The sequence below is a fragment of the Nocardia coffeae genome, assembly GCF_019890715.1.
Taxonomy (GTDB): Bacteria; Actinomycetota; Actinomycetes; order Mycobacteriales; family Mycobacteriaceae; genus Nocardia; species Nocardia jiangxiensis.
Window position 1 is genome coordinate 156462 of the sequence record NZ_JAINZY010000010.1, and the last position, 24874, is coordinate 181335.

Genomic DNA, 24874 nt, shown 5'->3' on the forward strand with positions numbered 1-24874 from the left:
GATCGTGATGTCTGAACAACAGCACAGCGCCTGGGACGAAGTGTTCGACGTCGTCGTGGTCGGCAGTGGCGGCGGGGCGTTGACCGCCGCGCTGCTGGCCCGGCACGGCGGCGCGAGCGTTCTGGTCGTGGAGAAGGACCGGTACATCGGCGGCACCACCGCGGTATCCGGCGGGGATATGTGGATTCCGAACAATCGCTTTGTCGCGGAAAGGGATTCGCGTGAGGACGCCATCGCGTATGTGCGCCGGTTGTCGGACGGGCGGGAATCGGATCCGTCGCTGGTCGAGGTCTACGTCGACACCGCGCACGAGGCGCACGAATACCTCGAGGCGCACACCGGGTACCGGTCCGAGCCGCACATCATGCTGGACGACTACTACTCGGTGATCGGCGATCGGATTCCCGGGGTTCGCCCGTTTCCGCGCAGTGTCGCGGTCAAGCCGTATCCGGCCGGTGCGGAGCTGGGCGAGCTCGCGGAGCTGATCAACAAGGGGCCGTGGGTGCCGCCGTGTGAGGTCAGTTTTCCCGAGCAGCGGCGCGGCGAGGTCGGGCCGGAGGAACTGGCCCGGCGTGAGCGAGAAGGCTGGCGCGCCAAGGGCGGTGGCCTGATCGCGCCGCTGTTCAAGGCGCTGTTGGATCTCGACGTCCAGGTGCGGATCAGCACGCCCGCAGTCGAATTGGTGACCGATGCGGATCATGCGGTGATCGGCGTCGTCGTCGAGGGTGAGCAGGGCCGCCGCCGGATCGGCGCGCGCAAGGGCGTCGTGCTGGCCTGCGGTGGTTTCGAATGGAATCCGGAGATGGTCAAGACCTATCTCGGATACGAAGTGAAGCCGATGACGCCGTGGTCCAACACCGGCGACGGGCATCTGATGGCCATGGCAGCCGGGGCCAAGCTCGGTTCGATGACGACCTTCTTCAGCTACGGCGTCATCTACGACCCGTGGGAACTGGGCCGCGACGGAAATCCGTTGCCGCAGATGATGATGGGCCTGGGCGCGGGCTCGATTCTGGTGAACAAACTCGGCCGCCGGTTCATGCACGGCGGTTACACCTACAACGATTTCTCGCATCCCTTCGGCTTCTACGATCAGCGTCATCCGGGTTTCGTCAACAAGCCACCGGCGTGGGCGATCTTCGGCAAGCGGCATTTCGAAGAGGGCGTCATGGGGTCCAAACCCGGGATCGAGATGAATCTGACCGGGGCCGACGGCCAGGCTCCGCCGGACTGGGTGGCCACGGCCGGATCGATCCGCGAGCTGGCCGAGAAGATCTGCATCGATCCCGACGCGCTCGAAGCCACCGTCCAGCGATACAACGAATTCGCGGAGAAGGGCCAGGATCCGGACTGGGGCGATCCTTTACAGACCCATGTGCTCACCGGACCCGAAACCGTTGACCACCAACCGATTCTCGGGCCGCCCTACGGTGCGATACAGCAGTGGCCGGGCACGCTCGGTACCAACGGCGGCTGCCGCATCGATGCCGACGCACGCGTGCTGGGCAACCGGGTGCCGATCATCGATGGGCTGTACGCGGCCGGTAACACCTCGGCCGCGGTGCTCGGGGCGACCTATCCCGGCGGCGGGGCGTGCATCGGCTCGAGTGTGACGATGGGGTATCGCGCCGGACGGCATGTCGCGGCTCGTGCGGCCCGCGACATCGGCTGAGCGAAGATCGAAATCGGCCCCGTGGCAATGTGATTGCCACGGGGCCGAGGGCTTTGCAGGGGCCGAGTTTGCAGGGCTGAGGGGCTTCGAAGGGGCTGAGTGCCGTCGGCCAGGGCTGAGGGCGGGCAGCGAGGGACTTGTCGGCAGGGGGCCCGGAGGGCAGGTGACCGGGGCCGGTGTTCCGGGTGCTTACCGATGCACCCAGCCGAAGTCGTGCCATACGGTCTGGAGTTGGGTGACCGGCACCTGCCAGGTCTCGATGTAGGTGACGCCCTCGGGGCCGGCGGTCATCGTGTAGGGCGTGCCCGCCCGGCTCAGGAACATTTCCCCCGGCCTGATCGTGACGGTCTGCACGTCGTCGGGATAGCCGAATTCGATGTGGTATTCGCCCGCGAAGACGAACAACATCTCATCGATATTGTGGTGGTGTCGGGGCACGGTGAAGTAGGGGCGCACCCGCAAGGGGTTGCGATTGAATCGCGGAACGTCGATCGGCTTGGTGGTCACCCACATTCCGCCGTCGAACGTCGCCGCGAAATCTATCGGTGCGTCGGCCAGCAGTCCGCCGTCTTTCCACAGGTATGCCGGATCGTTCTGCTGGTTCAGGTCCATCGGGACCCAATCCGAATCCGCTACGAGATCGCCGAAAATGAGTGTCACATCGCCGACGGTACGTCCGCGGCGGTGCCCGACCACCTGGAGTTTTCCGTTCGTTGGGACGGTGATTGCGCCGATCTGTGGCCCCGAACACATTCCCGTCCAGTGAAATTTGATGATGACACACCACGAAGTAATTCGGGAGAGTCGGCCTATGGCTACCGCTCTGGGAATCGATTACTTCACCCTGCTGTCCGACGACGGATGGATGGACATGCCGCTCGATGTCATGCCCTCGTACCTCTGGGCCGACGGCGGACTACTCGCCGACGCTCCCGTCGATTTCGCCGAGACTTTCGGGCGCAATATGCAACTCTGCACGAAGGTCGATCCGACCTTCAATTTCAACGGCCTGCGCTGCGTCCCCAATTTCGCCGTGCCACGTCACCACCACAACCTCGACGAGTTGATCATCGTCTTCGCGGGTCAGTTCCACGTCGCGTGGGGCAAGAACGGCGAAGAGGGCAGCCGCACCATCGGCCCCGGCGAATTCTGGATCAGCACCGCCGGAACCCCCTACCTGATGACCGCCGGCCCCGAGGGCGTCACCTACATCGAGACCTGGCCCGCACCGATGGCCGAACTGGAGACGTACTGGCACGACGCGGGCTGGGTGCACCGCTGAGTGGTGTGGCACGGTCTCGCGGCGGGCGGATTCTCGCCCGCCCGGCCCACCCGGCGAATCGAGTGAAGCTACCCCGGATCGAATTCGCCTGGCTCGCTTCAGGTGAGGTCACCGCACAACGTCCTCGCCGGTGCGGTTGGTGGTCGTCGTGCCGAGTTCTCGCGGGTGCGGCCGCTCGCCGCGGGAATGCGTTGTGGAGGCCGCACCCGCGAAGTGCCTTATCGGCTCGGCTGGTCTTCGATCAGGGCGAGGCTGGAGCGGGCGTAGGCGGCGCGGCGCTTGTGGCTCACGAGATATGAAGGGGGAGCGAGGTATCCGATGTCGCGCGGTAGGTCCTTCGCCCGGCGGGCGAGGGTGGCGCGGGCTTCGGCTGTGGTGCCGCAGATCGCGATCTCGGTGAGCATTTCGTCGGTGACCGCGTCGGCCATGGCTGTGGTGTCGCCGGAGCGGAAGGCTGCGCGTAGCCGGGCGACCGGTTCCTGCCAACCGTGGTGGTCGACGAACGGGTCGTAGGTTTTGACGGTCAGGTAGAACGCGATCATTCGGCGGGCGTCGGCGATCGCGCGTTCGGGAGACGCGTCGTCCACGGCGGTGATGATCCATCCGTGTTCGAGCGGAGTTCGATCGTGCCCGCCTTGCTGGGCACCGAGAGTGGTAGCGGGACGGATGATCTCGTTCCACCAGGAAGCGGTGAACAGGCCGTGGCCGATGATGCCGTCGCCGACCCGGGCCGCGGTGGCGGCCATGCGCGTGTTGAATCCGGCCAGTAGGACGGGGATTTCGAGGCGTCCCAGTACCGGCGCGCGGACATCGGCGTCGATCTGCTGGAATTCGCCCGAGTACCTGACCTTTTCGCCGTTCTCCGCGTGTAACCAGGCGCGCACGGCTTCGGCGGTCTCGGCGATCCGGGCCATCGGGCGGTCGGCGGGCACGCCGAACCAGTCCCGGTTGATCCGGAAGGCCGCGGTGCCCAGGCCGAGGAACAGGCGGCCGGGGGCCTGCGCGTGCAGTTGGCGCATCGCGGTGGCGTGGGCGTAGGGCGTGCGGGCGAAGGCGTAGGCGATGGCCGGGCCGAGCATGGCGCGCTCGGTGCCCGCGACCATCTCGGCCAGGTTCAGATAGGCGTCGTGGTCGACGAAATCGCCGGTGACGAAGGCCGCCACCCCGGCCTGTTCCGCCTCGCGGGCGACCTCGCGGCCCGGCCAGGACATGCCGAATTTCATCGCAGGGTCCAATTCGGCCGTGCCATGCTCGCGCGATCGACCTCGGCCTTGCCGATCGGATTGCCGATCTGGGTGTACGAGAGTCCGGTGCGCAGCGCGTGAGATCGGTTGGTGTCCAGAGATTCCCAGATCGCACGGACCGTACCCTGGATGGCGGCAGCAGGTTTGGCCGCGATGATCCGGGCCAGCTCGTCCGCTCGCTCCCAAAGCTGTTCGCGCGGAAGCACTTCACTGACCATGCCGATCTGCAGCGCCCGTTCTGCCGACACCCGCTCGTCCAGACCCAGCAGCGCGATGCGCAACGTCTCACCCAGCGGGATGCGCCGGGCCAGGCCGATCGGCTCCAGTGCCGCGGTCAGGCCGTAGCTCACATGCGGGTCGAAGAAGGTGGCGTCCTGGGAGCAGATGATGATGTCGGCCTCGTTCAGCCAGTAGAACGCGCCGCCCGCGGCCATGCCCTGCACCGCGCAGATCATCGGCTTCCAGACCTGATTGAGCTTGGGGGACAGGCGTTCTCCGGGATCGGTCTGCGACCAGACGTTGTCGTGTCGGTCGAAGCCCTGCTTGACGTCCATGCCGGTGCTGAACGCCCGATCGCCCGCGGCGCGCAGTACCACGACGTGGATGTCGTCGTCATCGCGGACGCGCTGCCAGATCTGCGTGAACTCCTCCAGCATCGTCTGGTTGAAGCTGTTCATCGCTTCGGGCCGGTTCAGCGTGATCGTGGCGACGTGCTCGACCACTTCGAACAGCACGGTTGTCGGGTCCATTCGGATACTCCCTCGTTGTCAGACTTATTCAGTGTAATAAATTAAGGCTGTCAGATGCGGTTGGGTAACGTGAGCAGGCATCGGAGGAAGGTGTTATCTGCATGGTAGACGCCCGTGAACGGGCCGTCCCGCAGAATGAAAGATCATGCCCGAGGAGACTAAAGTCGTATACTCTTCTCGGGGTGAATGTCTCTATGTTGCTGGACATGGCCACCGACGGATTCGGCGACCGGCCGGTGGTGGGCCGCAGCGTGGACGGCCTGACGCCGGTCCGGCTTCGCGAACTCGCCGCCGGTGGGGCACGCCTGATTCGGGGCAGCGATGCCGACTCGGTGGTCTATCTGGCCGTCAACGGCCCGGCCTTCCACGTCGCACTGTTCGCCGCCGCTCGCGCGGGGGTGCCGCTGGTCCCGGTGAACTACCGGCTGGGCGCCGAGCAGCTGGCTGCCCTTCTGGTGAATCATCCACGGGCGCTGGGCATCTGCGATCCGGAACAAGCGAGCGCATTGCGCGCGGCAGGGTTGGGTGTGCGCAGCCCGGCCGAATGGCTCGCCGACGCGGAGGCCGCGGACGACGGCGGCGATCCGGTGGAATCCGACGCCCCGGCGGTGCTGATCTACACCAGCGGCACCACCTCCGCCCCGAAGGGGGTCGTGCTGCGGCACCACAATCTGGTGTCGTACGTCCTGGGCACCGTGGAATTCGCCGGAGCCCAGGAGGACGAGGCCGCGCTGATGAGCGTGCCGCCGTATCACATCGCGGCGGTGTCCAATGTGCTGACGAACCTCTACTCCGGCCGCCGGGTGCTCACCCTCGAGCAGTTCACCCCCGAGGGTTGGTTGGATCTGGTGCGCTCGGAGCGGGTCACCAACGCGATGGTGGTGCCGACGATGCTGGCCCGGATCATGGACGCCCCCGGCCTGTCCCGCTCCGCGCCCTCCCTGCGCACCCTGGCCTACGGCGGCGCGCGCATGCCGCACCGGGTGATCGAGACCGCGCTGCGCGAGTGGCCGCGGGTCGAGTTCGTCAACGCCTACGGGCTGACCGAGACCTCCTCGACCATCGCGGTACTCGGACCCGACGATCACCGGACCGCGATGACGAGCCCGGATCCGGCGGTGCGCGCTCGGCTCGGCTCGGCCGGACGGGCGGTGCCCGGCATCGAACTCGAGATCCGGGACGAGGCCGGTGCGGTCACCGAGCCGGGCGTCTCCGGCCGTATATGGGTTCGCGGCGAACAGGTTTCGGGCGAATACGCCGGACAGGGCAGCGCCACCGACGAGCGCGGCTGGTTCGACACCCGCGACCACGGCCACCTGGACCCCGACGGCTACCTGTTCGTGGCGGGCCGCGCCGACGACACGATCATCCGCGGTGCGGAGAACATCGCGCCCGCCGAGATCGAGGACGTACTGCTGCGTCATCCGGACGTGCTCGACGCGGTGGTGATCGGGGTCCCCGACGAGGAATGGGGCCAGCGGATCGAGGCGGTCGTGGTGTCCCGGGCCGGAGCAGAGCCGGATCCGGAAGGACTGCGTGCCGAAGTGCGAAAAGCCTTGCGCGGCTCCAGAACACCGGACCGCATCAACTTCTGGCCGGAGCTTCCCCGCACGGTCACCGGCAAGCTGGTGCGCCGCGACATCGTCGCCACCCTGACCGCCGAGCGTCCGTAGTCCACAGGAGGCACGATCATGAGCAACACAACCGAGAGTGACTCTGCCGCAGCACATCCCATCGTGCGCCCAGTTCCGCAACCCACGCCGGCCACAGCCGGATTCTGGGCGTCCGGCGCGGACGGTGTGCTGCGTATCGGGCACTGCAACGAATGCGGGGCGTACACGCATCCGCCGCTGCCGCGGTGCCGGGTGTGCCGCAGTGCCGACGTGGACGCGGCAGCGGTGTCCGGACGTGGTGTGGTGCTGGGATTCACCGTCAACCATCAGCAGTGGCTGCCCGACTTCCCGCCGCCGTACGTGGTCGCGATCGTGGCGCTGGCCGAGGACGACGGTGCGCGGCTGACGACCAATATCGTGCACTGTGCGGCCGAGGACGTGTATGTCGGTATGCCCGTGCGGGTGTTGTTCGAGCGGTGCGGGCCCGAGACCGAGGAGATCTATCTGCCGCTGTTCGAGCCGGACCCGGATCGGTTGGGGGAGAAGGTATCTCTTCCCGAACCACGGGAGCTCGGCTCCGCTCTGCGGCCGATGGCGTCGGTGTCGAAATTCGAGGATCGGGTCGCGTTGACCGGTGTCGGTCAGTCGCGGGTCGGACGTAGGCTGCTCGTCGATCCGCTGTCGCTGACCGTCGAGGCGTGTCAGCGGGCCGTCGAGGACGCCGGACTGACACTCGACGAGATCGACGGCCTATCCACATATCCGGGCCGCAGTGGTCCGCCGGGTATGTCCGAGGGCGGGATCGTGCCCCTCACCGAGGCGTTGCAGCTGCATCCCACCTGGATCAACGCCGTCGGTGACACTCCGGGACAGGCCGGAGCGATCATCGCGGCCATGCTGGCGGTGGCGTCCGGGTTGTGCCGTCATGTGCTGTGCTTCCACACCTCTTGGGAGTCTTCGCATTCGGCGCTGGTGCGGTCGGGCAGATATGCCGCGGAGTCGGGTCGGGCGATCGGGATGATGGCCGAGCGTGCGCCGTTCGGCGCGATGTCCGCGGCGAATTGGATCGCCATGCAGGCTTCGCACTACTTCCACCGCTATGGTGCTGATCGTTCGATGCTGGCCGCGATCGCGGTCAACAGCCGGGCCAATGCGATGCGCAATCCCGAAGCGGTGTACCGGGATCCGCTGACCGTGGACGACTATTTCGCCGCCAGGATGGTGTCGACACCGTTCGGGTTGTACGACTGCGATGTTCCGATGGACGGCGCCATCGCCGTGATCGTGTCGGCCGTGGAGACCGCCGCCGATCGCCCGCGGCCCCCGGTCCTGGTCGACGCGGTCGGCACCCAGGTGCTGGAGCGATTGAGCTGGGATCAGGACACTTTCACCCACGAGCCGCAGACCCAGGGCCCGTCCCGGCACCTGTGGACCAGGACCTCGCTGACCCACGACGATGTCGACCTCGCCCTGCTCTACGACGGATTCACCTTCAACGCGGTGTCCTGGCTCGAGGGGCTGGGCTTCTGCGAGGCGGGCGGCGCGGCCGAATTCATCGCTGGGGGAAAGGGAATCGCGCTCGACGGACGTCTGCCGGTGAATCCGCACGGCGGTCAGCTCTCGGCCGGACGGCTGCACGGTTTCGGCCATGTGCGCGAAGCGATCCTGCAGTTGCGCGGCGAGGGCGGCGAGCGTCAGGTGCGCGACGCGCGGGTCGCGGTGGTGACGACCGGCGGCGGCGCGCCCGGATGCGCAATCCTGTTGCGCCGTAACTGATCTGCCGCGTCGAGAGTATCGAGATGGACCGTCCGGCAATGTCGCCGGACGTAGAACGGAGGAAATCACATGCGCAGATTCGGTGCGATCGCCGCGGGACTGTGTTCCGTGGCGCTGCTCGTGTCCGCCTGTGGCGGCGGGGCCGGGGCGAACGACCCCAACGGGCCGTTGAAGATCGGCGTGCTCACCTCGCTCAGCGGCAGTTCGGTCGCGCACTGGGCGCAGACCGAGAGCGGGGTGAAGGCGCGGCTGGCGGCATACAAGGACTCGGGCGGCACATGCGCCTCCCGTCGATTCGACGTCGTCATGGCCGACGATCAGTCCACGCCGCAGGGTGCGCTGACCGCGACGCAGCGACTCGTCCAGCAGGAGAAGGCGTTCGCGGTCCTGCCCGCGAGCAGTTTCTTCTTCGGCGCGGGTCAGTACGCGGGGACTCAGGCCCGCACCACCCCGTTCCTGGGGGGTGCGTTCGACGCGGGCGCACAGTGGTCGAATCCGAAGTTCGAGAATCTGTTCCCGGCCATGTCGAACGACGATTGGGACAGTGCGGCAACGACTCTGGGCGATTACTGGAAGAAGCTGGGCGGCACCAAGGTCGCGGTCGTCGGCTACAACGTGCCCAGTTCCTCCAAGGCCGCCGAGGGCGCCGCGGTCTCGGCCGAACATGCCGGTCTGGCGCGCGGCTACGTCAATGAGCGGCTGCAACTGGGCACCACCGATGTGGGCGCGACAGTGCTGGGCATCAAGGATTCCGGCGCCGACGTGCTGTACGCGCCGATCAACCCCGACACCGCGTTCGCCCTGGTGACCGGTTTGCACCAGGCCGGAGTCCAGCTCAAATCCGTACTCCTGGCGACGGGTTACGGCTCCGAACTGCTCGACTCGCCGCCCTCGATCGAACCCGCTCAGGGCGTCGGATTCATGACCTCCTACGCCCCGGTCGAGCTGAACACCGACGCGACCAAGGCGTGGTCCGCCGCCCTGCAGAAATACGCGGGCGCCCCCAACGGAATCCCGTCGTTCTCCCAGGCAGTCGGCTGGCTCAGCGCGGACCTCCTGCTGCACGGCCTGGAGAAGGCCGGCTGCACCGCGACCCAGAAACAGTTCATCAGCGCACTACGCCCCGACAAAACCTGGACCGCCGGCGGATTGTTCACCCAGCCAACCGATTTCGAACACCCCAACGCCTATTCGGTAGGCGGCCCCGGCGACTGCACCTTCATCACCATCCTGCGAGGCAACACCTTCGTCCCCGACCCGAACGGCTCACCGGTCTGCGGGAAACAGATCCCGGGAGTCAAGGTCACCGCCAAATAAGCGAACGTCCTCGGTGCTCACGGTCTGCGCTGTGAGCACCGAAGACGACCTCCGGGATGGTCGGCAGCGCCGTCAAGATCTCGGCCGGATTCGGCTGGTCGGATTGTGTTGCTACGGTTCGCGGGACCGACTGAGACGATGCTGGCACTCGGCTGTGGTGAGTGCTAACTTGGGTGGTGCACAGCTCACGGCGCTCACCGCCGTGGTGGGCGCCATCGTCGCCACGGAGGTGATTTCTGTGCTGAGGTTCGATCCATTTCACGACATCGACACCGTCGCTCGTCAACTTCTCGGCGAAACCGTCGGAACCACGCGTGCTCCACGATTCATGCCGATGGACCTGTTCAAAGCAGGCGATCACTATGTGCTCAACGCCGACCTGCCGGGTGTGGACCCGGGGTCGATCGATGTCAATGTCGACAACGGCACGCTGACGTTGCAGGCCCGACGCAGTCTGCCCAGTGACGAACATGTGCAATGGGTGGCATCGGAGCGCTTCGCCGGCAGCTACATGCGGCAACTGTCGCTCAGCGACGGCATCGACACCGACAACATCAGCGCCACCTACAACGACGGGGTCCTGTCGGTGACCTTGCCGATCGCCGAGAAAGCCCAACCCCGCCGGATCAGCATCACCGGAGCCGGGGATTCCGCCAAGACGATCGAGGCCGGTAAGTCCTGACGACATCGGTGTGGCGGCGGGTGGCCGCCACACCGGTCCTGGGCCCTACTTGCGCAGGGACTTACGGCTGCGCAGCACGAACACCGCGCCGACGATCAGTGCCGGCAACACCACCGAAACCGCGATGACAACCGCGAGGATCACCGGTGATACTCCGTCGTCGGACTCCGGCGCCGCCGACACCGTCGACTGCCCGCTTCCGCCGCCCGACTTGGTGGTATCGGTCGACGATGGCGTCGCGTTCTCGCCGAAAATGCCATTCGCCGTGGATGATTCGTAATGCGGTCCAGGTTCGGGCTGCCCTGCCACGGTCAGTTCCAAGCGAATCGGTACGGGCTCGCCGACTCCTTCGGTTCGGGACGGGCCGACGGAGACGGCTATGTAGTACCAGCCGGCCAGGCTCTGCTCCTTGCCTGCCGTGGGCCTCGCGTCGCGATTGCGGTAGCGCACGGGCAGGGTTGCGAATGCGGGGCGACCGGTCGGCATACTGTCCGGGTCACCGTCGAAGGAGCTGAAATCGCCGTCGATCCTCTCGCGCACAGGTGTGTACAGCGTGGAGGTGACATTGGATACGCCATCGAGGCCGTGCCTGCCCGAGTCGAGGAAGTTCACCCGGTACGCCAGGCCCTGCCCCCAGTCCAGCTTGACCCGATAGAACACGAACTCCCCGCGCTGCACGGTATCGGTGTAGCTGCCGGAACCGTTCAATACCGTTGCGGCATTGAATGATCCACCGCCCGACACCGGCGCTGGCGTGCCGGTGGGCGCGGTGAAGGCCGTGGAGGACGTCGCGCCCGCGTCGGTGACGGCCGGCTCGATTCCGAACAGCAGCTCGATCGGCACCCGCTGTGGCATGTTGTCCGCGACGCCGTGCCACTCGGGCGCGAAGTAGTAGCGCCCGCCGCCACGGCATTTGTCCGCCGAACCGCTGGTCGCCGACTTGGTCTTCGTTGCGCCGTCCCAAGCCTTGGTGACGGTGAGGGGCACTCCGTTGCCGGTGTTCACCACCTGCTCGAACTGGAATACGTTGCAGTCCTGACCATCGGCGCCGTAGACCCGCAGATACAGCACGCTGTTGTCGTTGGCGCCGCCCGGCTGCCGAACATGGGGGAAGGCCGTCGTCGCACTGAAATACGCCATGGCGCCCTGCGGCACATCCATGGCGTAGAACCTGGTCTCGCGCTGACCGATCGTGTCCAGATACTGACCGGGTGTCGCGGTCGGTGCGTCCCGATAGGTCGCGGTGCCGGAAATCGGCGTGCCGATCGGTTTGTAGGTGCGCAAGGCCGTCTGGGTGACGCGCGGAAGTATGCGTTCGAGGGATTTGCCGTCGATCGCGTCGGTGTAGGTGCCGCCGGTCTTCTGCGCGATACAGGTCAGCTGGTCGCGCGATGCCGCGTCGACACCGAATCCGATGGCGTGCACGACGATTGTCGCGCCTTGCCGATTCAGCTCCTGGGCGACCTCGCACGGATCCGGTGGGGCGCAGGTGTCCTCGCCGTCGGACACCAGCACGATCGAACGCGGACCCGATTTCGGCAGCGCCTCGGCCGCCTTGCGCAGCGAGGTCCCGATGGGGGTGTATCCGCTGGCCCGGATCTGGTCGACCGCGGAATTCAGTGCGGCTTTGTCGATGGTGCCGGCCTCGTGCAGCGTCCGCACATCCGCGCAGCCGGCCGACTTCTCCGCATCCGAGGACCCGGTTCCGGTCCCGTACACGGTCAGGCCGACCTTCGCCTCGGCCGGCGCCGCGCTCACGAATGTGTGTACGGCCGCCTTGGCGGCGTCCATCTTGGTCCCACCGCCGGGGTCGGCCGCCTGCATGGAGCCGGACGCGTCCAGCACGAGCATCGTCGGCGCGTATCCGGGCTTCTCCTCTTGGGCCTGTACCGGCGCGACCGCCAGCGACAGGGCCGCAGCCGCGGCCGCAACCGTCAGTAGCTTCGTGAATCTCGACATACTCCCCAACAACTTGTCGCGAAATTGTGCATTGGGGACATACCGTACATTCAGCCGAGGGGGTCATCGCCGACAGTGGGAATGCGACTTCCCGGTCGTGGGAATTGCCGAGGGTCGAAGTGCCGGCCGGGCCCGATCTCGGTAGCCGGGCTACCACTGCCCAGCCGGCACAACGAATGACGAGACGGACTAGTAGAGCCCGCCGTCCACCCGGATCAGCGATCCGGTGGTGTAACTGGAGGCCGAGCTCGCCAAATACAGTGCGGTGCCGACTATTTCGGAGGGATCGCCCGGACGGCCCAGGGCGCTGCGGGAGATTTCGCGCTTCTCGGGGGCCCATGCCTTGGAGATGTCGGTGAGGAAGGGGCCGGCGGAGATGGTGTTGACGCGGACCTTCGGACCGTACTCCATGGCGAAAACCGTTGTCAGGGCGTTGAGTGCGGCCTTGGCGCCGGCGTAGGGGCCGAATCTGGGCTGGGGGAACAGGGCGCCCGAGGAGGAGATGTTGATGATCGAGCCGCCCTCGCCGTCGGCCATCCGGCGGCCCACCAGGGAGCCCAACCGGAACGGGCCCTTGAAGTTGACTCCGAGCACCTTGTCGAACAGGTCCTCGGTGGTTTCCTCGGAGGACGGCGCCAGGGGAGACATTCCGGCGTTGTTGACCAGGATGTCGACCTTGCCGAACTCGCCGTAGGCGGCCTCGACCAGGCCGTCCATCTCCTGCCAGTGCGCGACGTGCGCGGCGACCGGGAGTGCGCGCCGACCGAACTGCTGCCGGATCTCCTTCGCCGCGACCTCGCAGGCGTCGAGTTTGCGGCTGGCGATCACCACATCCGCGCCCGCCGCGGCGAAGGCGTGGACCATCTGCCGGCCCAGACCCCGGCTGCCGCCGGTCACCAGGGCGACCTTGCCGCTCAGGTCGAACATGTCCGCTGCGTTCGGTGGGACCGGTCGTTCGTCGTTCACGCGTTCACCCCACCTGTCAGGCTGTCGTCATTGATGATGTGAGCGTAACGCTTTCGCGCCGCCTCGAGCTTCGGCGGAATGTGCTCACTGGGGAACAATCCCTCGGCGGGCCGGTAGTTCTTCAACAGCTGTTTGGCGACGGTCGTGCGATGCACCTCCGTCGGGCCGTCGGCGAGCGCGAGATTCGGCGCGGCCATCCACCATTTCGCCAGCGGCAGTTCGTTCGTGGTGCCGAGTGAGCCGTGCAGGTGCACCGCCCGCTGGATGATGTCGTGCAGCACCTTGGCCGTGGCGACCTTGCACATGGCGATCTGGGTGCGTGCCGCGCCGTGCGGCTGGGTGTCGATGATCCAGGCCGCGTTCAGCACCAGCAACCGGAACTGCTGCAACTCGATCCAGGAGTCCGCGATGAACTGCTGCACGGCCTGCTTCTCGGCCAGCACGTTGCCCTGGGTGTGGCGGGACAGCGCGCGCTCGCACATCATGTCGAAGGCGCGGGTGCATTTGCCGACCGTGCGCATGGCGTGATGGATGCGCCCGCCGCCCAGGCGCGCCTGCGCGACCTTGAACCCGTCGCCCGGACCGCCGAGCATCGCGTCCAGGGGCACCCGGACCTCGTGGTACCGGATGTAGGCGTGGATGCCCTCCTCCAGTTCGTCGCGCTCGTCCATGGTGCCGACGTTGCGCTTGATCTCGATGCCGGGGGTCTCGGCCGGGACGATGAAGATCGACATCCGGCGATGCGGTGCGGCGTCGGCATCGGTAACGGCCATGACCAGCAGGAACGCGGCGTAGCGGGCGTTGGAGGAGAACCACTTCTCCCCGTCGATGACCCATTCGTCGCCGTCCTGCCAGGCGCGGCAGACGAATTCCTTCGGATCCGCGCCGCCCTGCGGTTCGGTCATCGAGAAGGTGGAGACGATCTCGCCGTCCAGCAGCGGTTGCAGATAGCGGGTCTTCTGCTCCTGGGTGCCGAACATCGCGAGGATCTCGGCATTGCCGGTGTCGGGCGCGGCGGTGCCGAAAACCGTTGGCGCCCAGTAGGAACGGCCCAGAATCTCGTTGAGGTAGGCGAGTTTCACCTGGCCGTATCCCGGTCCGCCCAGCTCCGGGCCGAGGTGGCAGGCCCACAGGCCGTGGTCTCGCACCTTCTCCTGCAACGGTTTCAGGATGGCGCGCGCCTTCTCGTTGCGGGTGTCGTACGGGTCACCGCCGTGTGGGAACAGCAGGTCGAGGGGTTCGACCTCGGTCCGGACGAACTCGGTGGCCCAGTCCAGCTTGGCCTGGAACTCCGGTTCGATCGAATAATCCAGCATCGGTCCTCCGAGGGGGTTATACAGTCCGGCCAATCGTTACCAAAAAGGATACTCTTTAACAACCTTCGTCCTCGCCGTTGGAACGGAACTGCATACGGCTCTCTGGTGCATCCCACTGGATGGGCGAAGAATCCGCCCGTGATCCACGACGGATGAATAATTGCGTGTCCTGTTCAGGATTCAGCGGATCGACCGGCGAAGGAGCTTCCCCGATGCAGAGACCGATGGAAGGCGTGCGCGTGCTCGAGGTCGCGCAGTTCACCTTCGTCCCGGCGGCGGGCGCGGTGCTCGCGGACTGGGGTGCGGATGTCATCAAGGTCGAACACGCCGAACGCGGTGACGGTCAGCGCGGCCTGAGCCGCGTGCTCGGCTACGCGGCGACCAGCGAGGGGTCCTCGTTCTTCCCGATCATGGAGGGGCCCAACCGGGGTAAGCGCAGCGTCGGCATCGCATTGGAGAAGCCCTCCGCGCGAAAGGTTTTCGAGGACCTGGTGCGCGGCAGCGATGTGTTCCTGACCAACTTCCTGCCCGAGGCGCGAGCCAAGCTGCACATCGATCTCGAGGATGTGCGCGCGATCAATCCGAACATCATCTACGTGCGCGGCAGCGGATTCGGCGTGCGCGGTCCCGAGGCGGGTAAGGGCGGATACGACAGCACCGCGTTCTGGGCGCGTGGCGGCAGCGCCGCCGGGGTGACACCCGAGGGCGCCGATCGCATGGTCCGGATGCCCGCGGGCGCGTACGGAGATTCGATGGGGGGCATGACGATCGCGGGCGGTATCGCCGCCGCGCTGTACCACCGGGCGACGACCGGTGAGCCGTCGGTGGTCGACGTCTCGCTGCTCGGGGTCGGTGCCTGGGCCACGCAGTTCACCGTCAACCTCGCCCTGATGAACGGCGGCCCGCTGCCGCCGAATCCGCCGCGCCGCTACGGCTCGGCGACCAACCCGCTGATCGGGGCATACCGGACCGCGGATGATCGCTGGATCGAGCTGTCCATGTTGCAGCCGGGACGGTACTGGCCGGAGTTCTGCAAACTCGTCGGTCGCGACGACCTGGCCGTGGACGACCGTTTCGACACCACCGAGAAGGTGATGGCCAACGCGCCGGCCGCCGCGGAGATCGTCGCCGAGATCATCGCCACCCGGCCGTTCGCGGAGTGGACCGAGATCCTCGGCCGGGGCGAGGGGCAGTGGGGGGCCGTGCAGAACTCGTGGGAAGTCGGTCAGGACCCGTCCCTGCGGGCCAACGGCCTGATCGCCGAGATCGTCGATGCCGACGGCGTCGCCCGCGAGTTGGTCTGCAACCCGGTGCAATTCGACCAGACCCCGGCAACTTTGACCCGCGCGCCGCAGTTCGCCGAACACACCGACGAGGTGTTGCGCGAGACCGGTCTGAGCGACGACGAACTCATCGCTCTCAAGATCGACGGCGCGATCACGTAGCGATATCCGTACCCGCCCACCAGCCAAGGGGTAAGAAATGAGCACACCGGTCGACAGCGACAGCACCTACGAGGGAGTGCCCGCCTACGACTTCGACAATCGCACGCCCGGCCCGGTCCTGAGCCATCAGCAGCACTGGGATCGAATGGCCGCGAGCCACAACGGATTCCGCAGCACCGTCGCGAGCGGGTTCTGGGTCGTCACCGACGGCCCGGCGATTCAGCAGGCGCTGCAGGACTGGCGCACCTTCTCCAACACGTCGGTGACCGCACTCAACCCGGATCCGGAATTCCTGTGGATTCCGGAGATGCTGGATCCGCCGGTGCACACCAAGTGGCGACGACTGCTGGGCGCGGACTTCTCGCCGAAGACGGCCGCGAGCAGCGAGGCGGAGATCCGGCAACTGGCGGCCGAGTTGATCGACGAACTGTCCGGTCGCGGTTCGGCCGACGTGCTCGACGAATTCACTCGCCGGTTCCCGACCAAGGTCATCATGCGTCTGCTCGGCCTGCCCGAGGAGGATCTGGACACATTCCTGGGCTGGGTGCACGAGATTCTGCATCTGACCTACGAGCAGGATCCCCAGGGCAGCCGTCAGCTGAGCGCCATCGCGGAGGTATCGGCCTACTTCGAGGAGCAGATCGCGGCGCGGCGTGAGAATCCCCGCGACGATCTGATCTCCCGTGCCATGAACTGGTCGATCGACGGCGAACAGATCAGCCACCGGGATCTGCACGCGCTGTGCCTGCTGCTGTTCCAGGCGGGCTTCGACACGGTCCCGATCACGCTGGGCTGGACGTTCTATCACTTCGCCACGCACACCGAACAACGCCGGGAGATCGTCGCGGATCCGTCGCTGATCGGCACCGCCGTGGAGGAGATCCTGCGGGTGTACTCGCCGGTCATCCCGGCCCGGAAAGCCGTGCGCGACACCGAGGTCGGCGGCTGCCCGATCAAGTCGGGGGAGATGGTGATGCTACCGCTGTCGGTGACCAATCGTGATCCGGAGCGGTACGACAATCCGCTCGAGGTGGACCTGCACCGCACGAGCACCGACCACGTCGCATTCGGTTCCGGACCGCATCGGTGCCTGGGCTCGCATCTGGCCCGGTTGGAACTCAATGTCGCGGTTCAGGAGTGGCACAAGCGAATTCCCGATTACCGCCTCGCACCCGGGCAGGACCTTCAGGAGACCGGCAACATGTACGGGCTCACCTCATTGCGATTGGAGTGGTGACGATGACGGTGAATCCACTGAAGGCGGCGGATTTCTATCACACCGGCATCGTGGTGCCGGACTTGGAGGCCGCGAAGGTCCGGATGAGCGAGCTGGCCGGGTACCGCTGGACGACGACCCTGGTCACCGAGGTCCCGGTACGTATCGGCGACGAGGATCGCACGCTCGAGATGCGGTACGTCTACTCGCTCGACGCCCCGCGCATCGAACTCGTCCAGGAGGTTCCCGGGACGCTGTGGGAGGCGACGCCGCGGCTGGCCACGCATCACCTCGGTTACTTCTGTGACGATCTCGCCGCGACCTCGAAACTGTTGGAGGAGGCGGGATTCGAGCGGGAGGTGTGCGCGGTGATCGACGGCGTGGCCCCGTCCATCTTCGCCTTCCACGTCTCACTGGACGGCGTGCGGATCGAAATCGTGGACCGCACGAGGATTCCGGATCTGGCCGAGTATCTGCGCGAGCGCACACCGAAGTGACCTCGCGGCCGTGATCGGTGCGGGCCCGCAGACTCGCATCGTTCACGGCCGTGGGCGGATCGCCGGGGAACGAACGGCCATCGGCATCCGAAAACCCCTGTCCCGTGGCGTGATCCGCTGCGGGGCAGGGGTTTCGACGTTCAGAAGACCGGCTGCTGCGGGCGCTTCTTCAAGTAGCCGCCCGAATCGACGCGCATCTGCATACCCGTCACCCACTTGGATTCGTCGGACACCAGGAACAGCACCATATCGGCGATGTCCTCCGGTTCGACGTACGGATTGCCCATGCCGGTCGTCGCCGGGAAGCTCGGCATGGCGTCCTCGCGGACCGGATGCTCGAGGTCGGGACGGAATGCCCGATACATGGCTTCGTTGTGCAGCATGTCGGTATTGACGTTGGCAGGGTGGATCGCGTTGACCCGGATCTTGTGCGGCATCAGCACCGTCCCGAGATCGTGGACGAACGAGGCGACGGTCCGCTTGGCGAACGAGTAGCCCAGCCCGCCCGGTCCGAGTGCGGGGTTGTCGGTGGTGGCCGTGGCCAGTGCCGCGATCGAGCCGGTCGCGATGATCGAGCCGCCCTCGGTGAGATGGGGGAGCGCGGCCTGCACGGCATGGACGACGCCGTTGAAGCCGACAGCGACCACATCGATGAATGCCTGTGTGCCCCGGTCTATTCCGAGCGGTGCGATGGATGCCTGTGCCACCACCGCGTCCAGGCGGCCGAGGGTGGCGACGCCTTCTTCCACCGCGGATTTCAGCGCGGCGGGATCGCGAACGTCGGCGATGCGGGCCACCGCGCGGCGGCCCGCCTTCTCCACCAGGCGGACGGTCTCGTCCAGATCCTCGCGCCGAGCCAAGGGATAGGGGTTGGTGTCGATATCCGCGCAGATGTCCACGGCGATGATGTCCGCGCCCTCCTGCGCGAGACGAATCGCGTGGGCGCGACCCTGTCCTCGCGCCGCGCCGGTGATGAACACGACCTTGTCCTGAACTCGCCCCATGGCAGGCTCCTTCCGATCCGAATGCTGCCTTGTGAGCCTAGTGAGATCGCCGATTTTCAGTATTCTCAATACGGTTCAGTGGAAGAGTTTTCGACGATAGTTCCGGAAATTTCCGCTGAGTGAGATGCGGTTGAGTGAACCGAATCAATGCCACCAGTGGCTCAATGCATCGAGATGCCGCCGCATCCGGTGACGTGCCAGTCCAGCGTCGCCGGCCCGGATCGCGTCCAGGATGTGCTGGTGCACCTGACGCACCTCCTCGGCGGCGCGGTCGCCTGGCAGCGTCCGGTCGTGTGCGGCCGCGTGCCGCCGGAACAGTTCGGTGATGATCGACCCGAACAGCGAGAGCACGGGATTGCCTGCGGCCGCGGCCAATTCGGTGTGGAACAGATCGGCCTTGCGCGGATTGCCGGTCGGCCCCTCGACCGGCCAGTGGACCGCCGCGGTGAGCCGGTCCGCGGTGTCGGTTTCCTGTGCGGCGCAACGCTCGGTCACCCGCGCGACGACGCCCAACTCGATCGCATTGCGCACCAAGCGCAGATCGTCGGCACTCACGCCCTGGTACTCCAGGAACAGGGCCATCGTATCGATACTCGCTTGAGGTTCGGGCGAGCAGACGATCAGCCCGCCGCCCGGTCCGCGGCGCATCCGGGCCACGGAGTGGTATTCCAGGATGCGGATCGCCTCGCGCAACACCGCGCGGCTGATCTCGTAGCGGGACAGCAGATCCGCTTCGGACCCGAGCACCATGCCGAGTTGCCAACCGCGAGCGGCGATGTCGTCGTGGATGCGGGCGGCGACGACCTCGGCCAGTTTGGCGCGCGGACCCTCGACGATCTCGGGTTCGATCACCGCTCCCGCGATCCGAGTCCCGCGGCGGACGCGATGCTTGTCGATCCAATCCGACACTTCCGCAAGGTGTTTGCCCAGCAGCGTCTCCGCGCGGGCGCCCTCGCCCGCGATCACGGACTCGACCACCGCGCGGTGGTCCCGGTGCGAGGCGTGTTTCGCGGTGAGCATCTCGGTGCGTGAGATGCGCCGGGAGGTGTGTGCGTAGCGTCCGGTGAGCCGGGTGAGCACATCGATGAACAAGTGCAGCGCCGGATTCCCGGACATCTGCCCCAGCAGCGTGTGCAGCGGGTCGTCCAGGATGGCGGGTTCGGCCAGCAGGGTCGCCTCGGCGTCCAGATGCGCACGCAGCGTGGTGATTCCGTCCTCGCTGATGCGGTCGGCGGCGAGGCGGGCCGCGAGCGGTTCGAGCAGCAGCCGCGCCTCGAGCAGATCGTCCACGCCGGTGCCGACGTACTCCAGGTAGATCACGATGGCCCTGGTGGCCGGCCCGGCATCGGGTGCGCACACGAACAGGCCGCCGTTCGGGCCGCGCCGCATCCGCGCGACCTGGTGATGTTCGACCAGCCGCACCGCCTCGCGCATCACCGCCCGGCTCACTCCGAACCGCTCGCGCAGGCCCACCTCCGAGCCGAGCAGCTCACCCACCGGCCAGCCGCGGCGGATGACCGTCTCCTCGAGTTGACGCGCGACCTGCGCGGCGAGTTTGCCTACGGGCAGGCCGGATTCGACCCCGAACTCGGGGTCGGGGTCAGCGGGATCGAAATCGACGGCGGTCGACATGTGGGCCCATTCCTCGTGCGAAACCGGTTGTTCAGGAAAGCAGTTCGAGGATGGTCGCGTTGGCGGTGCCGCCGCCCTCACACATCGTCTGCAGGCCGTAGCGCAACCCCTGCCGACGCATCTGCGCCAGCAGCCGGGTCATCAGGATCGCACCCGACGCGCCGAGCGGATGGCCGACGCCGATCGCGCCGCCCAACGGGTTGACCCGTTCCGGATCGGCTCCGGTCTCGGCGAGCCAGGCCAGCGGAACAGGTGCGAACGCCTCGTTGACCTCGAAGACGCCGATATCGTCCACACCCAGCCCGGCGCGCCGCAGCACCTTCTCGGTGGCCGGGATCGGCCCGGTGAGCATCATGATCGGGTCGGCGCCGCTGACGGCGCCGCTGTGATACCGCGCGATCGGCGTCAGGCCGAGCTGCGCGGCGCGTTCGGGCGTGGTGATCAGCAGTGCGGCCGCGCCGTCCGCGATCTGCGAGGAGTTACCGGCATGGATGACGCCGTCGGGCTTGAACGACGGCTTCAGCTTGGCGAGCGTCTCCACCGACGTGCCCCGCCGCAACCCCTCGTCGGCAGTGAGTTTCGTACCCTCGACCTCGACCGGGATGACGTGATCGTCGAAGACGCCCGCATCGATCGCGGCGGCGGCGTTGGCATGTGAGCGCGAGGAGAATTCGTCGAGCTGGGCGCGACCGAAACCCCAGTGTTCGGCCATGAGTTCGGCGCCGATGCCCTGGCTGAACTCGACGTTGCCGTAGCGGGCCAGGGCCTTCGGGCCGTAGGGCTGCCCGGTGGTGCGATGTGAGCCGAGGGGGACGCGGGTCATCGTCTCCACACCGCCCGCGACGACCAGGTCGAACTGCCCGGCCATCACCGCGTGCGCGGCCTGGTCGACCGCCTGCTGACTCGAGCCGCAGGCCCGGTTGATCGTCACGCCGGGAACGTGTTCCGGCCACCCGGCCGCGAGCACCGCGAAACGTCCGATATTGCTGGATTGATCGCCGATCTGGGTGACACACCCCCAGATCACGTCGTCCACGGTGCCCGGATCGATGCCGGTGCGTTCGGCGAGGGCGGTGAGCACCTCGGCCGACAGATCGGCCGCGTGCACCGGGCCCAGCGTGCCGTTGCGCTTGCCGATCGGCGTGCGGACGGCGTCGACTATGACGGCTTCTCTCATGAAATCTGTCCTCTCGCTTGCGAGTACGTCTCGTGGTTCGCGGCCTGAATCGCTGCTCCGCCCGCGATCAGTGTGCCCGCGCCTTCGATTCCCCAGTCTCGCAAGATCTGCGCGGTATCCGCACCGACCTGCGCCGCCGTGGCGCCCGGCGTCGCGGGCGTAGTGGAGAACCGGGGCGCGGCGTTGGGCTGGACGACGCCGTCGCGGGTCAGCAGACTGCCGCGGGCGGCCAGATGGGGGTGCCGGGCGGCCTCGGTGAGTCCCAGGACCGGCGCGACGCAGGCGTCGGTGCCCTCGAACAGCGCTGCCCATGCGTCCCTCGTCCGCTGGGCGAACCGTTGTGCCAGTTGAGATCTCAGGTGCGGCCAGGTCGAGCGGTCGTGCTGGCGTTCGGGGTCGACGTCGAGTTCGAGCAGTTCGATCAGCTGCCGGTAGAACTTGGCCTCGAGTGCACCCACGGCCATATAGCGGCCGTCTCTGGTGGCGTAGACGGCGTAGAACGGCCAGCCGCCGTCGAGCTGGTTGACGCCACGTTCGTCGGTCCACGCTCCACGAGCGAGTTTGGCCAGTGGGCTTGCCAGCAGATGGGTGGTGCCGTCGACGATGGCCGCGTCCACCACCTGACCGTGACCGGTCCGCTGCGCGGCGTGCAGTGCCGCGAGGACGCCGATCACGAGATAGCAAGCACCGCCGCCGAAGTCGCCGAGCAGATTGAGCGGAATCTGCGGTGGGCCGCCCGCGTCGCCGATCGCGCCGAGGGCTCCGGTCAGCGCGATGTAGCCGATGTCGTGTCCGGCCGCCGCCGCCAGCGGTCCGTCCTGACCCCAGCCGGTCATCCGGCCGTAGACCAGCCGGGGATTGCGGGCGAGGCATTCGTGCGGGCCGATGCCCAGGCGTTCGGTGACGCCCGGACGGAAACCCTCGATCAGCACGTCGGCGCGATCGATCAGACCCAGGACGGTCGCCGCACCGTCGGGGTGTTTGAGATCGACTACGACCGAACGCTTTCCGCGATTGAGCACATCGGTGGGCCCGCCCGCATCCGGGTCGGCCATCCGCTCGGGTCGGTCGACGCGCACCACCTCGGCACCGAGGTCCGCGAGCAGCATTCCGGCGAACGGTCCCGGACCGATACCGCCGAGTTCGACGATCCGGCATACCGCGAGGGGGCCGGTGGTCACGATCGCTCTCCCGCTCGCCCGGACATCAGCGACCCTGCCAGACCGGTGCGCGTTTCTCGGCGAACGCCGTCGCGCCCTCGGTGGCGTCCTGGGAGGAGAACACCGGCGCGGCGATCTCGGCCGACTGCGCCCAACCCTCCGCGAGCGTCCAATCGGCGGTGGAGCGGGCGATCTGCTTGGTCGCGGCGATGGCGAGCGGGCCGTTCGCGGCGACGGTCTCGGCCAGTTCCAGCGCGCCGGCCAGGGCTGCGCCCTCGTCGGTGAGCCGGTTGACCAGGCCGACTTCGGCGGCGCGTTCCGCGGTGATCGGATCGCCGGTCAGCAGCAGTTCCATCGCGATGGCGAACGGTACCCGGCGGGGGAGTTGCAACGCCGCGCCGCCACGGGCGACCAGCGAACGCTTCACCTCGGGAACACCGAACCGTGCGGTGCGCGCGGCGACCACGAGATCACACGCCAGCAGCAGTTCGAATCCGCCCGCCAGGGCCCAGCCCTCGACCGCGGCGATCAACGGTTTGCGCGGCGGGGTCTCGGTGATCCCGCACAGTCCGCGGCCCGGGATGGCCGGACTTTCGCCGCGCAGCCATGCCTTGAGATCCATTCCCGCACTGAAGGTTCCGCGCGCACCGGTCAGTACGGCGACCCGTAGTTCGGTGGATTCGTCGAGTTCGTCCACCGCGGCGGCGACCTTCGCGGCCGCGCTCGCGTTCAGCGCGTTCTTGACCTCGGGGCGGTTGATCGTGATGACCATGACCGGGCCGCGCCGCTCCACCAGCACCTCGTCCGACACTGTGCCTCCTTCATGCCGATCCGGTCGGCTACCCATATTGAGCTTCCTGATCAGTGCGATCCGGCCCCTCTTTGCAGGGGTGTATTCATAAGTTAGCATCCGATATCGATAAATGCGTATACTCAATTAAGGCAGGGTGACGGCGGTCCCGCATCTCGGCGCGACGCTCGATCCGGTGACCCGCGCACTGCCGGGAGGAGAATCGATGCGTCGCACGCTGTTCACCCAGGATCACGAGGACTTCCGGGGCCTGGTCCGTGACTACCTGACGCGCCGGGTCGTGCCGGAGTACGAGGACTGGCGTCGAGCGGGGCTGGTGCCGCGCGAGTTGTTCACGGCCATGGGCGAACTGGGCATCCTCGGTACCTCGGTGCCGGAGCAGTACGGCGGCGGGGGACAGCACGACTATCGCTACAACGTCGTCATCCAGGAGGAGACCGCGCGCGCCGGGGTGACGCTCGGCGGCCTGCGTACCCATTTGGACGTTGTGGTGCCCTACTTCCTGGGACTGGCGGACGCCGAGCAGCGTGCCCGGTGGTTCCCGGGCCTGGCCTCGGGGGCGCTCTACACGGCCATCGCGATGAGCGAGCCCGGCACGGGCTCGGATCTGGCCGGAATCGCGACCAAGGCGGTACGCGAGGGCGACCATTACATTCTCGACGGCGCGAAGACGTTCATCACCGGCGGTTACCACGCTGACCTGGTCATCGTCGCCGCGCGGACGGCACACGACCCGGACAACCGCCGCGCCGGAATGACCCTGCTGGTGGTGGAGAAGGGGATGCCCGGCTTCGCGGTGGGGCGTCGGCTCGAGAAGCTCGGCCTGCCGACCCAGGACACCGTCGAACTCTCCTTCGACCAGGTGCGCGTACCGGTGGCGAACCGGCTGGGCGAGGAGGGCGTCGCGTTCTCCTACCTCGGCCGCAATCTCGCGCAGGAGCGGCTGGCGATCGCGGTCGGCGCGGTGGCCCAGACCCGCGCGGCGATCGAGCTCACCACCACCTATGTGCGGGACCGCGTGGTCTTCGGCAAGCCCGTCGCGCACTTCCAGAACACCAAGTTCGAACTTGCCGCCGTCGTCACGGAACTCGAAGCCGCACAAGCCTTTCTGGACGCGGCCATCGTGGCGCTCGTCGCCGGTGAGCTGGATCCGGCCGACGCGGCCAAGACCAAACTGTTCTGCACCGAAGTGCAGGGCCGGGTGATCGACCGGTGCCTGCAACTGCACGGCGGCTACGGCTACATCCTCGAGTCGCCGATCGCACGGCTGTACGCCGATGCTCGGGTGACCCGCATCTACGGCGGCACCAGCGAGGTACTCAAGACCATCGTCAGCAAATCCCTCGGACTGTAAGG

21 protein-coding genes are annotated in these 24874 nt (G+C 67.1%); 10 read left to right on the top strand and 11 right to left on the bottom strand.

Annotated features, from left to right (window positions below; translation table 11 throughout):
- Positions 1-7 precede the first annotated feature (7 nt).
- The gene (locus K7711_RS31200; protein ID WP_222973583.1) at positions 8-1672 is read left to right on the top strand and encodes an FAD-dependent oxidoreductase; all 1665 of its coding nucleotides are present in this window, start codon (positions 8-10) and stop codon (positions 1670-1672) included.
- A gap of 189 nt (positions 1673-1861) precedes the next feature.
- On the opposite strand, the gene K7711_RS31205 is transcribed toward K7711_RS31200, so the two are convergent.
- On the bottom strand, positions 1862-2332 hold the full coding sequence (locus tag K7711_RS31205; RefSeq protein ID WP_308015036.1) for a cupin domain-containing protein: 471 nt from the start codon (positions 2330-2332) through the stop codon (positions 1862-1864).
- Positions 2333-2483: 151 nt separating this feature from the next.
- Here K7711_RS31205 and K7711_RS31210 point away from each other — a divergent pair, with 151 nt between their 5' ends.
- Positions 2484-2954 carry a cupin domain-containing protein gene (locus K7711_RS31210; RefSeq protein WP_222973591.1) on the top strand — a complete coding sequence of 157 codons (471 nt, stop codon included), beginning with the start codon at positions 2484-2486 and terminating at the stop codon, positions 2952-2954.
- A gap of 218 nt (positions 2955-3172) precedes the next feature.
- Here the strand turns inward: K7711_RS31210 and K7711_RS31215 are convergent, their stop codons facing one another.
- Both K7711_RS31215 and K7711_RS31220 read right to left on the bottom strand, forming a co-directional pair.
- Entirely contained in the window at positions 3173-4177 is a 1005-nt protein-coding gene (locus K7711_RS31215; RefSeq protein ID WP_222973593.1) for an LLM class flavin-dependent oxidoreductase, read from the bottom strand.
- On the bottom strand, positions 4174-4947 hold the full coding sequence (locus K7711_RS31220; RefSeq protein WP_222973600.1) for an enoyl-CoA hydratase/isomerase family protein: 774 nt from the start codon (positions 4945-4947) through the stop codon (positions 4174-4176). Before K7711_RS31220 ends, K7711_RS31215 begins: the two co-directional genes overlap by 4 nt.
- A 182-nt stretch (positions 4948-5129) precedes the next feature.
- Here K7711_RS31220 and K7711_RS31225 point away from each other — a divergent pair, with 182 nt between their 5' ends.
- The 4 genes from K7711_RS31225 to K7711_RS31240 all read left to right on the top strand — a co-directional run bounded on the left by K7711_RS31225 (position 5130) and on the right by K7711_RS31240 (position 10335).
- A complete protein-coding gene (locus K7711_RS31225) occupies positions 5130-6620 on the top strand; it encodes a class I adenylate-forming enzyme family protein (RefSeq protein ID WP_222973602.1) in 1491 nt (496 codons plus the stop codon).
- A gap of 18 nt (positions 6621-6638) precedes the next feature.
- Positions 6639-8336: a thiolase C-terminal domain-containing protein gene (locus K7711_RS31230; protein ID WP_222973603.1), complete on the top strand. Its 1698-nt coding sequence runs from the start codon at positions 6639-6641 to the stop codon at positions 8334-8336.
- A gap of 69 nt (positions 8337-8405) precedes the next feature.
- The gene (locus K7711_RS31235; RefSeq protein ID WP_222973605.1) at positions 8406-9653 is read left to right on the top strand and encodes an ABC transporter substrate-binding protein; all 1248 of its coding nucleotides are present in this window, start codon (positions 8406-8408) and stop codon (positions 9651-9653) included.
- 238 nt (positions 9654-9891) lie between these two features.
- Complete coding sequence (locus tag K7711_RS31240) at positions 9892-10335, top strand: Hsp20/alpha crystallin family protein (RefSeq protein ID WP_222974093.1); 444 nt, start codon at positions 9892-9894, stop codon at positions 10333-10335.
- A gap of 45 nt (positions 10336-10380) precedes the next feature.
- Here K7711_RS31240 and K7711_RS31245 read toward each other — a convergent pair whose 3' ends face one another.
- From K7711_RS31245 to K7711_RS31255, 3 genes are all read right to left on the bottom strand, one after another.
- On the bottom strand, positions 10381-12294 hold the full coding sequence (locus K7711_RS31245) for a vWA domain-containing protein (RefSeq protein WP_222973614.1): 1914 nt from the start codon (positions 12292-12294) through the stop codon (positions 10381-10383).
- 189 nt (positions 12295-12483) lie between these two features.
- A complete protein-coding gene (locus tag K7711_RS31250; RefSeq protein WP_222974095.1) occupies positions 12484-13221 on the bottom strand; it encodes an SDR family NAD(P)-dependent oxidoreductase in 738 nt (245 codons plus the stop codon).
- 35 nt (positions 13222-13256) lie between these two features.
- A complete protein-coding gene (locus tag K7711_RS31255) occupies positions 13257-14576 on the bottom strand; it encodes an acyl-CoA dehydrogenase family protein (protein ID WP_222973618.1) in 1320 nt (439 codons plus the stop codon).
- 212 nt (positions 14577-14788) lie between these two features.
- Here K7711_RS31255 and K7711_RS31260 point away from each other — a divergent pair, with 212 nt between their 5' ends.
- The 3 genes from K7711_RS31260 to K7711_RS31270 are packed head-to-tail and all read left to right on the top strand — an operon-like array spanning position 14789 to position 17734.
- Positions 14789-16021 (top strand): CaiB/BaiF CoA transferase family protein, encoded by a 1233-nt coding sequence (locus K7711_RS31260; RefSeq protein WP_222973624.1) that lies wholly within the window; start codon positions 14789-14791, stop codon positions 16019-16021.
- Positions 16022-16058: 37 nt separating this feature from the next.
- The gene (locus tag K7711_RS31265; RefSeq protein WP_222973626.1) at positions 16059-17258 is read left to right on the top strand and encodes a cytochrome P450; all 1200 of its coding nucleotides are present in this window, start codon (positions 16059-16061) and stop codon (positions 17256-17258) included.
- Positions 17259-17260: 2 nt separating this feature from the next.
- Positions 17261-17734, top strand: coding sequence for a VOC family protein (locus K7711_RS31270; protein ID WP_222973627.1), 474 nt, complete (start codon positions 17261-17263; stop codon positions 17732-17734).
- A gap of 140 nt (positions 17735-17874) precedes the next feature.
- On the opposite strand, the gene K7711_RS31275 is transcribed toward K7711_RS31270, so the two are convergent.
- The 5 genes from K7711_RS31275 to K7711_RS31295 form a co-directional block, all read right to left on the bottom strand.
- The gene (locus K7711_RS31275) at positions 17875-18738 is read right to left on the bottom strand and encodes a mycofactocin-coupled SDR family oxidoreductase (RefSeq protein WP_222973629.1); all 864 of its coding nucleotides are present in this window, start codon (positions 18736-18738) and stop codon (positions 17875-17877) included.
- A 144-nt stretch (positions 18739-18882) separates the two neighbouring features.
- On the bottom strand, positions 18883-20370 hold the full coding sequence (locus K7711_RS31280) for a FadR/GntR family transcriptional regulator (RefSeq protein ID WP_222973630.1): 1488 nt from the start codon (positions 20368-20370) through the stop codon (positions 18883-18885).
- Positions 20371-20401: 31 nt separating this feature from the next.
- Entirely contained in the window at positions 20402-21547 is a 1146-nt protein-coding gene (locus K7711_RS31285) for a thiolase family protein (RefSeq protein WP_222973631.1), read from the bottom strand.
- Positions 21544-22731 (bottom strand): CaiB/BaiF CoA transferase family protein, encoded by a 1188-nt coding sequence (locus K7711_RS31290; RefSeq protein ID WP_222974097.1) that lies wholly within the window; start codon positions 22729-22731, stop codon positions 21544-21546. Before K7711_RS31290 ends, K7711_RS31285 begins: the two co-directional genes overlap by 4 nt.
- 22 nt (positions 22732-22753) lie before the next feature.
- Positions 22754-23518, bottom strand: a complete 765-nt coding sequence (locus K7711_RS31295; protein ID WP_222973632.1) for a crotonase/enoyl-CoA hydratase family protein — start codon at positions 23516-23518, stop codon at positions 22754-22756.
- Between the two features lie 205 nt (positions 23519-23723).
- Here K7711_RS31295 and K7711_RS31300 point away from each other — a divergent pair, with 205 nt between their 5' ends.
- A complete protein-coding gene (locus K7711_RS31300; protein ID WP_222973634.1) occupies positions 23724-24872 on the top strand; it encodes an acyl-CoA dehydrogenase family protein in 1149 nt (382 codons plus the stop codon).
- Positions 24873-24874 lie beyond the last annotated feature (2 nt).